We start from the raw sequence: 12,511 nt of genomic DNA on the forward strand, positions 1-12,511 counted from the left end.
AATTTGGGGCCTTCTATTTGCACAAACGCGGCGGCGCAAGGGGGATTGGCCGCAGGAAGGGGCAGATGGGCAGGAAGACGCGGTTTTTTGAGGGAATTGACGCAAAAAACACGCCCGCTTGGGGCGTGTTTTCGGGTTTTCGGCATTGCTGCGCTGCGGCTTGATCGGGGGTGTTCAGACCCCGACCAGCCCCGCAGGATCAGAATTTCCAGCGCGCCCCTGCAAAGATGGAGGACCCATCAAGGTAGGAGGTGGTGGTATCCGCATAAGAGTAGTCGCGGTAAGAGATATACGCCTCGACGTTTTGCTGATCGAAGTTCTGCACCGCGGTGATGCCCCAGCTCTCAGAGGAATCCCCGGCGCTCACCATGTCGGACCCGTCATAGTAGTCGACCGCAACAGAGGTTGCGCCGACCGGGACGAGATTTGCCGAATAGCCAAGTTTCACATAGCCATAGTCGCCACCCGTGTCGCGATCCCCTGCCGCTGCGGCAAAGGACAGGCCGGTGGGTTCATGCAGAACCGCAAAAGAGGCCACGACATCGCGGGTTTTGGTGCCCGGACCGTTTTCATTCCAGACCACACCCAGCGCACCGCGAACCGCAAAGTCGCCCAGGTCATCATTGCCGTAACGCACAGCGATATCATAGGCTTCGCGATCGGAGTTGTCGCTCAGGATGTCCTCGCCGTAAGAGGCGGAAATGGTGAAACCGCTGACCTCCGGGCTGTCATAGCGGATGCGGCCCAGACGTCCGCCATCCAGGCTCGCAAATGCGTCGCCGATGGTGACATTGGACAGAACGCCCGCGCTGGTGCGGAACCGGAAACCACCCGCTGCATCGGCAACCGAGGAGGTCTGCACAACACCCGTGCCGGACAGGTCTTCTTCTGCCAGCCCGTCAGAGGCCATCGCACCCTGACCAAAGGAGAAGGTGCCATAGCGTGCGGTTTCATACTGCAGATCGATCTTGCGGATCCGGGTGCGATCCCAGCTGATGTTCTGCGGGCGGCCGTTCTGATCCACCCCATCAGACGAGCGCAGGCCAAGCGCGGTTTCGAAGTTGAAGCGCAGCGTGTTCTCGCCAAACGGCTGAACCAGCCAGAAGCCAATGCGGGAGTTGGACGACGCACTGTCCACCAGCGCGTCATAGCTCTCTACCCCGTCATCAAAGGATTGATAGGCAGGGTTGAACTGACCGTAAAAACGGAACGTCCCGCCAGAAGCATTTTCATAAGTGGGGCCCGCAAATGCAGGTGCGCCGAGACCGGCAACAAGGGCAGTGACCCCGATTTGAGTTACAAATTTGGTGTTCATGAGGAGAAACTCCTATCGAGTTTTGGCCAGATCCCTCTCCATCCCTGAGGTTCTGACCTACAGCCGCGGCTATCACGCCAGAATCCGGGGCTGTAGACTTGAAATATGTCGCGTCCTGCCCGTTGCCAGCGTTTGCCCGAAATTTCGCCACTTCGTGTTCGTGATTTGAGGCCCGGCGCGGGCGCGGGCGCCGTTGGAGAACGCATTCGACCTGATGAACTTGCCTTTCGGCCTGAAAAACACCCCCTCAAGCCGCCAAAACCCGACTCGCCCCCCGCTTGCAGACCTGCACAGCTACACAGCACCTGTGCCGCCTTGCACAGAGCCCAGCCGCGGAGGTGGCGGATCGTTGGTTGATGAGCACTTTCCCGCAATTATTCCGCAAAACTTGGTCCCAAGCGGCCGATTTCCAGCGGATCCCGGGCCAATCCCACGCGCCATCCACCAGTTGTTAAGGGCGATCCGCTAGAGAGAAGTTTCCTCAAAACTGGACACAAAAATGACCTTAAAACTCTCCATTAAGACAGCGATCTTCGGGATTGTTATCTTAGCAACGGCGGTGATGGCTGCGCTGATCGGCATCTCTCGCTATACCGACATGCTGCGCGCCGAAATCGAGGCGGATGTCACCGCCATCGAAGACTTCTCGCGCCATCTGAGCTTTGTGGAATCCGAATTTCAAAATGCCCGCCTCATCGAGATGAGCTTTCGCCTGCGGCCGAGCGATGAAAAACTCGCGGCACATGCCGCCGCCATGGCAAAGCTGAAAACCGATCTGGCCGCAGTTCAGGCAGAGGGGGCCGAGCTGGCGAAAATGGGGCTCGATCAGGCAGAGCTGACGGCCTTTGCCGGGGCAATCGCCGCCTATGAGGAAGGCTTCGCTGCTGCGGTTGCCAGCCGCAAACAGCTTGGGTTTGATGAAACGACCGGCCTGCAGGGGAACCTGCGCAGCTCTGTTCAGGGGATCGAAAAGGCGCTCGAGGGGAGCGAAGCGCTGGAGATGCAGGTCAAGATGCTGATGATGCGCCGCCATGAGAAAGATTTCATCATGCGTCGCACCGCGAAATATGTGGACCGGCTCAATGCACGTGTGGAGGAGTTTCGTGCATTTCCCGGCTCTTACTACAAGAACATCTCGCAGCGTGCCCGCATCGGCAGCCTGCTGACAGCCTATCAGAACGCCTTTAACGCCTATGCCGAAGAGGTTGCTCGCAACGAGGTGCAATACGCCAAGCTCGAAGAGATCGAAGCGGCGACCATGCCGCTGCTGGCCGCCCTGGACGCCCAAAGCGAAGCGCGACTGAATGCGATCCACGCAGAGGCAAAGACCGCTATCGCAAAGGCCAATTCCAACGCCCAGCTGGCTGGTTTCGGCGGATTGGGGCTGTTCGTGGTTGTGGCCTTCCTGCTGGCTTTTGGCATCGCACGGCCCCTGCAACGGGTGAATATCGTTCTGCAGAAGATCATGAAGGGAGATTTCTCCACCCCGGCGCCGAAATCCCGCCTGAAAGAGGTTCATGGCATCGCAACTGTGGTCGAAGAGCTGCGCGCCGACAATGAAGTCAAGGACCGTCTTACCCGCGAGATCGGCGAGGTCATTCAGGCCTGCGCGGATGGGGATTTCTCCAAACGCCTGCAGGTTGGCTCTGCCTCCGGCTCTTTTGCGGAGCTGGGGCGCGGTGTCAATTCCATCGGTGAGGCCGCAGAAACCGGGCTGGGCGATATCCGCCGCGTCCTGGAACAGCTGGCTGCCGGGGATCTGACCCATCGCATGGCTGAAGGTCAGCGTGGCGTTTTTGGCGAGATTGCACAGACTGTCGACAATCTGACCGACAATCTGCGCGCCATCGTCGGCCAACTGTCGCAGTCCAGCACGGTGCTGAATTCCACCGCCGAAGAGATCGCGGCGGCGGCGGCAGATGCCTCCAAACGGGGGGAGATTTCGGCCGGATCACTGGAGGAAACTGCGGCGGCGCTGCAGACCCTGGACGACACTGTGCGCGGCACCGCAAGCGGTGCCTCTGCTGCCAAGGACATCGTACGCGAGGCCCATGCCAAGGCCCGCACAACGTCGGATCTGGCAGAACAGACCGCACAGGCCATGCGGCGGATCGAAGACTCCTCCGGCGCCATTGCCAAGATCACTGACCTGATCGAGGATCTGGCGTTCCAGACCAACCTGCTTGCGCTGAATGCCGGGGTGGAAGCCGCACGTGCAGGTGAGGCGGGTCGTGGATTTGCGGTGGTCGCCAGCGAAGTTCGCGGCCTTGCCCAGCGATCAGCCGACGCCGTGCAGGAGATCAACACCCTGATCCAGGCCAGCGGCGACGAAGTTGCACAGGGTGTGCAGCTGGTTGGCAGAACCGGCGAAGCGCTGAACTCCATCCAGTCCTCTGTCGAGGAGGTGGTGGACAAAGTGAACGAAATCGCCGCCAACACCGTGGAGCAGTCGAACGGTCTGTCCGAAGTGAATGGCGCGATGGTCAGCCTGGATCAGAATGCGCAGAAAAACTCTGCCATGCTGGAGCAGACCGCCGCCGCAGGCCAGATGCTGCGCGACGAAGCCCGCACCTTGGTGGACGTGGTATCGGGCTTTACGTTGGAACGCCCGGCCGGAGCCGCTGGCTGGGAGGCCGAGCCAAGCCACAGTGCACATGGCTGGTCCGATGACGCGGGCTGGGATGACCTGGCAGCCCTGCCCCGCAGCGCGTGACCTGTCGCACATCCTGATCTGGCCGGTGAAATTTTGGCCGGTGAAATCCGGCGTGTGACACTGACTTGTGAAAGAACTGCATGAGCCGCGGCTCTGCCGCCGCAAAGCCTGCGCTGTCCCCCAGCGCAGGCTTTCGCCGGTTATCCACAGAAAACACGCATTGGACGTGTTGCCAGCACTATGACAACTGATAAGCGTGCCCTATAGTCCTCGTATCCCGATACTTCCGGGGCGGGATTGGAGCGGCCTGCGCCCATTCTGGGAGGTTTTACCCGCAGGCCGCTCGACATCTTCCTGCATTCCTGTCACGGTCAAAGGGATCATCAACTGCGCTGTCGCACACAGCGATGCGAGCCCCCCGTGTCCTGACAGCCGACCCTGTAAGCCCAGCCTGTGAGCCCGGCCTGAGAGCCTACCCGGTAAGCCCAGCCTGTGAGCCCACAGTCGGCCCGCCCCTTCATGCCCCCCTTTGAAAGCGCGGTGATCAGAACTGATAGGGCACGATCTCATCTGCGGAGAGCGCATAGCCCACATCGGCCAGCTGCGTGGACAGGGATGAGACGCCGAACATGCCGGTGACATAGACTGGTTCAAACAGCCCGGCAGTTTCATAGGGATCTTGGGTGGTCACGAACACCAGCTGATTGGCAGGTGGTGGCGGAACATGCACACAGGCGCCAACAAATGGAACCAGTAGAAACGCAGTGACACCGCTGCCTTTGTATTCCAGCGGAACGATATAGCCGGGCAGACGCACGGTTTGACCGTTCCAGTCCGTGCGCACGCCGGTCGACGCAGGCTGCTGGCTGACGCGGGAGGCCTCTTCATGCTGCAGCACGCCGCGCAGGACCTTGGGCAAGCTGTCCGCTGCATCCGGGCGCAGATCCTCCCAATTCAGGTCAATCACGTCATCCGCCATCGCCGGGCTTGCCAGCATCGGGCTGGTCAACAGGAGAGGGCCTGCCAAAAGCCCGGTCAAAACAGATCTGCGATCAAACGGTGTGCGGCTTACCATTCGTAGATTTCCATCTCCTCTGCGGTGATGGCATATCCTGTTTCCCCCAGCCATGTCGACTGCAACTGAGTGTGCATGATCCCCGTGACCCAAACCGGATCCCACAGCTCATCCCCCGGCCAAGGGGTTTGCGTGCTGACCATGACCAGCTGGTTTGCGGGCGGTGGCGGCGTATGAATGCAGGCGCCGACATAAGGCACAAGCATGAATTCCCGCACCCCATCCGCGGCGACGTTGAAGGGGATGATGAAGCCGGGCATCCGGATGCGCGCGCCATTCAGCGTCTCGTTCAGCTTGGTGGCGTTTTCGTCATAGACGGGAAACCAGGTGTCTGCGGCCTCATCCATCTCGCCTTCACCGATGATTTCCGAATAGGGCACGCCCGGCGGGATCAGATCGTCCCAGGTGATTTCGCGCGCAGCGCTTGCCCAGCCCGTTGCGGGGATCGTCGACACGGCCCCGATCAAACCCAGCGCCGAGCGGCGTGTCAGGGGCCTGTTGTTGGTCATTTGGCGGCTCCTTTGTCTTTGTGATCGTGTTTCTGGGTCGAATGCAAATTGCGCTGCGGGGCCTGCAAACATCGGGCGTGTCATGTCCTGACCATCATACCATCGACCAGCGACAGCCGATACGCCCGGATCGCAGGCAGCGTGCTCACAATTGCGCCAGCACAGACCACCGCCCCCATCACCCAGAGTTCGCGCAGTGTCGGCGCCTCGATCGGCAGCCACAAGCCAAAAGCACTATCGACCATCGGTTGGGCGACAATCAGCCCGGCATAAAGCAGCCCAAGGCCAACCCCTGCGCCCCAAGCGGCCATAAGAACAGCCTCGAGCACCAAAAGAGCAAGGATAACCGCAGGCCGCGCGCCCATCGCCCGAAAGATCGCCATTTCGCGCCGGCGTTCGTTCAGGCTGGAGAAAATCGTCGCCATCATCCCGATGAGCGCTGTCACCACCACCATCGCCGACACCGCCAGCAGGGCCGTTTCGGCAATGCCGACAATGCCCCACAGCTCTTGCAGTGCAACCCCCGGCAAGATCGCAAGCAGCGGCTCTTGCGGGTAGTCATTGATGGCGCGCTGCAACGCAAAAGTGCGCAGCGGGCTATCAACGCCCAAAAGAACCGCCGTCACCGCCTTGGGCTGGAGATCCATGCCGCGCAGAACCTCGGTCGACGTGGTTTGTCCGGGGATCTTGGCGCCGCTGCGCCAGTCGACGTGAATGGCCTCGATGGCTTCGAGGCTGACAATGACAGTGCGATCAACCGGCGTGCCGGTCTTTTCAAGAATGCCTGCGACCCGAAACGGCTGATCCTTATGTTCTGCGAAGGATGCAAGCCCATGGGCCACGATGATCGGATCCCCCAGACGATAGCCTAGCGTCGCGGCCACATCCGCCCCGATCACCGTATCAAAAAGATCATTCATCACGGCGCCATCGCGCAGGGCGAGCGCACGACCCTGCCGGTATTTGTAGTGGTCAAAGAAGCCCGTGGTGGTGCCCATCACGCGAAACTGCCGGTGGCTGTCACCCAGCGAGATCGGGACGCTCCATTTCACCTCTGGTCGCGCTGCGATGTCCTGATAGCTCTCCCAGGTGATGTTGTTGGTGGCATTGCCGATCCGAAACACCGAGTACAGCAACAGCTGCACCGCTCCCGATCTGGCGCCCACGATCAGATCGGTGCCAGAGATCGTGTCCGCAAAGCTCGCCTTGGCGCCAGTTCGGACCTTTTCCACACCCAGAAACAGCGCCACCGACAGGGCAATGGCAAGGATGGTCATGCCCACCGTCAGGGCGCGGGCAAAAAGCGACGCAATTGCAAGACGCAGGATCATGCGGCCCCCCTTTTGCTGTGGGCGATATCCTCCATTTGCAGCACACGGTCAAACCGCGCGGCCAGCCGGGGGTCGTGGCTGACCATCAACAACGCGCTGCCACAGGCGCGGGCCTGTTCAAACAAAAGATCAAGAAACGCGGCCTGAGTTCCGGCATCCAAGGCCGATGTCGGCTCATCCGCGACCAGCAACGGCGGCTCTCCAATCAGCGCGCGCGCCACCGCAACACGCTGTTGCTGCCCGACGCTGAGCGTCCCTGCACGGGCGGACAAAACCGTATCTGGAAGGCCAAGCGCCTGACACAACATCAAGGCCCTGGCCCGCCCGTCCCCTGCCCGCCGCCGTCGATCCGGGGCAAAGCGCAGGGGCAACAGGATATTGTCAGCCACAGTGCCAAAAGGCAGCAGATTGAACTGCTGAAAGATCACACCGATCTGCTCGGCCCTGAACCGGTCGCGCTGACCTCCGGACAGATCGGCCAAATCCGTGCCTGCCACGCGAACAGTGCCGCGAGTGGCGAGAAGCGTGCCGCAGATCAGCGACAACAGGGTTGATTTGCCAGAGCCGCTCTCTCCCAGCAGGAGGACCGTTTCGCCGGGCAGCAGTTGGAACCCGGGAACCTGCAGGGCAAATCCCGCGCGTCCCGGCCATTGAAATTCCAGCCCCTCTAGCGCCAGTACCGGTGCCGCCATGTCCGCAGATCCCCCGTCTGAGGCCCTCAGAACAGGCCATCCAACTGCACTTGCGGGGTGTCCCGCATCACCTCGAACGCCTGCGCGCCAGAGCGCGTGATGACCTGCAGCTCCAACTCGCGCGCGTTTTCAAAGGCAGTGAAATACGGGAACGCAAGAGAGGTCAATCCTGTCGGGTTCGTGCATGTCCACCTGTAGGCCGCATGGAATTCGGTATGCCCACCGGCTGTGTCATGATGCTCAGCATGGTGCGCCTCGTCGTGGTCTGCGTGGGCCGCTTCGCCGTGGTCATCGTGTTCATGGCTGTCATGGTCATGTGCGGCGTGGTCGTGGCTGTCATGGTCGTGGTCGTCGTGCCCTTCGCTGGCGTTGTCGTGGCTGGCGTGGTCGTGGCCGTCGTGGGCGTGGTCGTCGTGGGCGGCATGTTCATCGCTCGCCGCCTCGGTGTCGCCAAGCAGATGGGCCACGGCCTCATCCATGCGGCAGGCTGCGGCAGCTGGCAGGGCAATCAGATTGGCAGGATCCGCCAGCACAGCAAGCGCACGCTCAACAGCGGCGCGATCCGCCTCCGCCGTTGCGGCATGTTCAAATCCGACGATATCAGCACCGGGCACATTCAGTTCAATCGCCAGAACATCGCCATCAATCGCCATATTCATCAGGCCAACCCCATGTTCGTGAGTCCCTAGCTGTCGGCTCTCCTCTGCCAATGCCGGGGCTGCTGCCAGAAGCGCGATAAGAGAAAATGTGGTTTTCATCAGTCAAATCCTGCAAGGGCCAGAGAAAGGGGCAAGGGCGCGTTATACAGTCACCCGCCCCGCACCGTGATATGTTATAAAATAACGCACGACAACCCCACCGCATGAGAAACCGACAACACTGGCCTAGATCCGCCACCCCGCTGCATGAGACGCCCATGCATACGCAAATGTGACAGAGATGCCCCCAACCAACAGCGCAGGGGCCTTTTCCTTGCAGCGGTTTCATGCCCTAGATGCAAAGGCTCCGACCACATCAGAGGATTGCGCCATGACCGAGACCTATGTCCCGCCCCGTATCTGGACCCACGACGAGGCCTCTGGCGGGACTTGGGCCAGCGTAAACCGACCCACCGCAGGCGCCACCCATGACAAGCCCCTGCCACAAGGCGCGCACCCGCTGCAGCTTTATTCGCTGGCGACACCAAATGGCGTCAAGGTGACTGTGATGCTGGAAGAGCTGCTGGAGGCAGGGGAAACCGGCGCAGAATACGACGCCTATACCATCCGGATCGGTCAGGGAGAGCAGTTTTCCAGCGGCTTTGTCGCGCTGAACCCAAACTCCAAGATCCCCGCACTCCTTGATCGCAACACCGGCATCCGCGTGTTCGAGAGCGGCTCGATCCTGCTCTACCTCGCTGAAAAATTCGACCGCTTCCTGCCAAAGCCGATCGCGCAGCGGACCGAGGTGATGAACTGGCTGTTCTGGCTTCAGGGCTCTGCCCCCTATCTTGGGGGTGGGTTCGGGCATTTCTATGTCTATGCACCAGAGAAGTTCGAGTACCCGATCAATCGTTTCACCATGGAAACCAAACGCCAGCTTGACGTCTTGAATCGAGAGCTGGGCCAAAATCGCTATCTTGGCGGGGACAGCTATACGATCGCGGATATGGCAACCTGGCCTTGGTACGGCAACCTGGCGCGCGGCATTCAGTATGACGCGGGAGAGTTCCTACAGGTGCAGGACTACCCCCATGTGATCCGCTGGGCCGAAGAGATCGCCGCCCGCCCGGCCGTGATCCGTGGCCGTATGGTCAACCGGATCACGGGCGAGCCGAGCGAACAGCTCCCCGAACGCCACAGCGCCGCAGACTTCGAGAACCTCACGACCGCCAAGTGACGACCTGGGCAGAGTCAGACCGGAACGCGCCAACGCGCAATGTCCGGGGGCGCCCCTTGATGAAACAAGGAATCCGGCACGCCGTGCGGGATCAGCAGCGAGCACCACAAACACAGGCTGCGGCCAATGCCCCCGCCGTCCAGCACCGCTCGCACAAGCGACGAGCCCCAGACATGACATCCAGTCACATGAGAAAGTAAGGAAATCAAAGTGGTGCGGGTGGAGGGACTTGAACCCCCACGCCTTGCGGCGCCAGAACCTAAAACTAGCGTGGATTGATAGATTTCAGAGCCTTAGAGCCTGAGTTTCCCGAGACAAAACCAGAACGAAAACTGAAACCGGGAAACCGTCATGCTATCGGCTACTCGTTCAGACACCGGCGATATCCACCGCCATCGAAGCCACACCCCGCCTTCGTGATCAACTAATCCCTATCCACGTGTGACCGGAAACCGCTCCCTGAATGCTCCGCCTCGGCTATCGCACCTGGCTCGCCTAGCATGGTGACAGATCGGCCAAGCCCTGCCCTAGCGAGCCGCAGCAACTCAGACGCCGCAGCCTTGTTCGGAAACCGGTGTTTGAGGCTAGCATTTAGGCTTCGACATATCAGAGATGATCTTGGCGATTACCCAAATTGCGACGACTGGAACAACCCACACCTGTGAGACGGTGACCAAGATAACGAGGTTCCAACGGTCAACTTGATCACAAACAACTAGAGAAGTGGCGGTCCACGCCGCAATCAGGAGCCAGGGCCAGAACACGATGAGGGCTACAATTTAACCTGGTTTCATTACCTTTCACCTCTCTCTTGTCGACTAACCAAACTACGCAAATGACAGGGATGTTATTGCGATCGCTAAGGCGAGCTTATGCCCAATCAATGTCACTTGCTGTGAACCGATCCGACGGCACTGAGCCACCCTAAAACCCGATGAACCCTGCTCTCATTCCTGATGCACATGGATGTGGCCATAGGATGCAACTCACGGCCCAAGCACGACACTTTTACGAAAGGCTGCTAGGGCACCGCTGCGATCGCGAAGGCCACCCAAAAGCGGACCTTCAAGGCTACTCAGTTGAACAGGGCGATGCTGCCATCAGTGCAGATGTCAGAAAACGCAGGTAGTCGCCCATGGAGGGCGAGCGACGATCTCGGAATTATCTGGCAGATACCCTCTTGTCGGATCCATGATGTTGTTGCTTGCTCCCTTAGCAATCTCTTGCTCTGTTGAGCACTGCCTCGTACGGTTCAGAAATGTTGAAATTTCTTTTGAGGGCGCTGCTTAAGCCAACTTATCGGCCTCAGACCAAACAAAGTAGGAAACCTGTTAGAGAAACGCTTGCCTGTAAGGCAGGCCGCAGCATCACTGTCTCTTCCGCGCAACCCAAAACACTGGAGCCTGATGCGTCTAATGGCGAGCAGTCTGATGCCCCAGCATCGGTAGAGGTGTTCGATGAAAAGTCTTCTCATTCTGTCACAGCGCCTCGCGTATTGGAGGGGCCAGCTTACGTCACAGACGGTGACACGATTACGATCCGAAAAACACAAATCCGCCTGTTTGGGATAGACGCGCCAGAACTACATCATCCTTATGGCAAGAAAGCCAAATGGGCCATGGTGCGCCTGTGTAAGGGTCACAAAATCCGTGCTGAAATTATTGCTGAAGACGAATATGGCCGCACAGTTGCAAAGTGCTTCCTGCCAGATGGTCGTGATCTATCTGAGGAATTGGTTAGGCAAGGCCTGGCTATCGACTGGCCGAAGTTTTCAGATGGAAAATACAGCAGTTTTGAGGTTGCAGGCATCCGCAAAAAGCTTTGGCTGACCGACGCGCGTCAAAAAGGCCGCATGCATGTTTGGGAAAAGGCAGACGTGCGAAAGAGCGGTAAAAGCAACGATAAATGAAGAACCGCACATTGCTGAGGTTCGTGGTTTATACAGCTGACGGTGACTTTAAGCACTTAGTTTCCATCGCCGTCTGGCTTGGATAGTGCAGATGCATTTGGCTACTAACCGCCCAAAGCGGACATGATCTTTGCGCTCGCAGCATCGAAGCCTCTAGGCAAGAGCGGCGGGAACCGGACATTCGCTGCAGTGTGCACCAAGTTTCACTTTGCGGACAAAACCGACCTTGGTATTTTGAACTTCGCTGACGCAGCATAGCTTCACGCTCGCGGCGGGCTTTTTGCTGCGCTGCGACCCAAGTCACCGAAGCGGTCATTGCCGAACGGTTTCGGTGACCTCATCCAAACCGCACCTTCGCCGCATGGTGCCTGGATACGAAAGAGGCGGACAAACGGTGAATTCGCTGCGGTTGCACCAATGTCTGCAATCGATGACCAAAGCCTTACGATAGTTTGGGTCGCCATGCCATTGGACGCGTGGTAGCCAGAAAAGTAACCTTTACGGAAACTGCTTAGGAAGCCTAGTCAAGGATCATGTCTCAGACCGGTCTTTTTCAAGAACGAAACATTGGAACCTGCAACGCTATGAAGCATCTCTTCACGCCAAGGACTTTGATCACGGCCCTGATTTTCGGGGCAATCTATTCGCTGGTTATCGCCACGATTGGAAAAGTGGCCGTTGACTATTGGGGCCGCCCCAGAGGTGTCAGCTATGGTATCTTCGGCTACTACTATTGGGTCGCCCTCAGTATCTATGGGCTTGCGATGGTCTTTGTTTTTCGGGCCATGCCAATTAGGTATGCTGCGGCTATATTCCTGACCATTATCACGGTGCCGACCTTTCTGCTTTTGCCAGATCAGGGCGAACGTCCCATCCTCGCCGTGTATGCCGGTGCGATCACGATGTGTCTCGCTTTGGCTATTTGGGAACACCATCGCACGAAGCGACGCGACCCGTTAACTTAGGGTCAGGATTCATAACCAATAGATGACGAGAGCCGCGAGCGCGATGGCCGAGAGAAACACCTTGAGGCAGCGGTCATAACGGGTCGCGACACGCCTCCAATCCTTAAGCCTACCGAACATGATCTCGATCCGGTTGCGACGCTTGTATCTGCGCTTGTCGTATTTGACCGGCGTCTTGCGTTTC

11 protein-coding genes are annotated in these 12,511 nt (G+C 59.1%); 4 read left to right on the plus strand and 7 right to left on the minus strand.

All coding sequences use genetic code 11. The features are described from left to right. Positions 1 to 199: 199 nt before the first annotated feature. Positions 200 to 1,315: a porin gene (locus KUV39_RS04370; RefSeq protein ID WP_046210401.1), complete on the minus strand. Its 1,116-nt coding sequence runs from the start codon at positions 1,313 to 1,315 to the stop codon at positions 200 to 202. 499 nt (positions 1,316 to 1,814) lie between these two features. On the opposite strand from KUV39_RS04370, the gene KUV39_RS04375 reads away from it, so the two are divergent. Continuing rightward, positions 1,815 to 4,028, plus strand: a complete 2,214-nt coding sequence (locus KUV39_RS04375; RefSeq protein WP_222459026.1) for a methyl-accepting chemotaxis protein — start codon at positions 1,815 to 1,817, stop codon at positions 4,026 to 4,028. Positions 4,029 to 4,512: 484 nt separating this feature from the next. Here KUV39_RS04375 and KUV39_RS04380 read toward each other — a convergent pair whose 3' ends face one another. The 5 genes from KUV39_RS04380 to zrgA all read right to left on the minus strand — a co-directional run bounded on the left by KUV39_RS04380 (position 4,513) and on the right by zrgA (position 8,333). After that, entirely contained in the window at positions 4,513 to 5,043 is a 531-nt protein-coding gene (locus KUV39_RS04380; RefSeq protein WP_336512805.1) for a DUF3299 domain-containing protein, read from the minus strand. Further along, the gene (locus KUV39_RS04385; RefSeq protein ID WP_050673214.1) at positions 5,037 to 5,552 is read right to left on the minus strand and encodes a DUF3299 domain-containing protein; all 516 of its coding nucleotides are present in this window, start codon (positions 5,550 to 5,552) and stop codon (positions 5,037 to 5,039) included. Before KUV39_RS04385 ends, KUV39_RS04380 begins: the two co-directional genes overlap by 7 nt. 80 nt (positions 5,553 to 5,632) lie before the next feature. Beyond that, positions 5,633 to 6,883, minus strand: coding sequence for an ABC transporter permease (locus KUV39_RS04390; protein ID WP_222459027.1), 1,251 nt, complete (start codon positions 6,881 to 6,883; stop codon positions 5,633 to 5,635). Then, complete coding sequence (locus KUV39_RS04395; protein ID WP_222459028.1) at positions 6,880 to 7,575, minus strand: ABC transporter ATP-binding protein; 696 nt, start codon at positions 7,573 to 7,575, stop codon at positions 6,880 to 6,882. Before KUV39_RS04395 ends, KUV39_RS04390 begins: the two co-directional genes overlap by 4 nt. Before the next feature lie 26 nt (positions 7,576 to 7,601). Then, positions 7,602 to 8,333, minus strand: coding sequence for a zinc uptake protein ZrgA (gene zrgA, locus KUV39_RS04400; protein ID WP_222459029.1), 732 nt, complete (start codon positions 8,331 to 8,333; stop codon positions 7,602 to 7,604). 271 nt (positions 8,334 to 8,604) lie between these two features. Between zrgA and yghU the strand changes: the two genes are divergently transcribed. The 3 genes from yghU to KUV39_RS04415 all read left to right on the plus strand — a co-directional run bounded on the left by yghU (position 8,605) and on the right by KUV39_RS04415 (position 12,327). Beyond that, positions 8,605 to 9,453, plus strand: a complete 849-nt coding sequence (gene yghU / locus KUV39_RS04405; protein WP_222459030.1) for a glutathione-dependent disulfide-bond oxidoreductase — start codon at positions 8,605 to 8,607, stop codon at positions 9,451 to 9,453. A 1,258-nt stretch (positions 9,454 to 10,711) separates the two neighbouring features. Further along, positions 10,712 to 11,362 (plus strand): thermonuclease family protein, encoded by a 651-nt coding sequence (locus KUV39_RS18700; protein WP_244998208.1) that lies wholly within the window; start codon positions 10,712 to 10,714, stop codon positions 11,360 to 11,362. Positions 11,363 to 11,946: 584 nt separating this feature from the next. Further along, on the plus strand, positions 11,947 to 12,327 hold the full coding sequence (locus tag KUV39_RS04415) for a hypothetical protein (RefSeq protein WP_222459031.1): 381 nt from the start codon (positions 11,947 to 11,949) through the stop codon (positions 12,325 to 12,327). Between the two features lie 9 nt (positions 12,328 to 12,336). On the opposite strand, the gene KUV39_RS04420 is transcribed toward KUV39_RS04415, so the two are convergent. Further along, positions 12,337 to 12,511, minus strand: a 175-nt coding sequence (locus KUV39_RS04420; protein ID WP_222459064.1) for a transposase, incomplete at its 5' end; no start/stop codon positions are given.

It is taken from the genome of Phaeobacter italicus (assembly GCF_019801785.1).
Taxonomy (GTDB): Bacteria; Pseudomonadota; Alphaproteobacteria; order Rhodobacterales; family Rhodobacteraceae; genus Phaeobacter; species Phaeobacter italicus.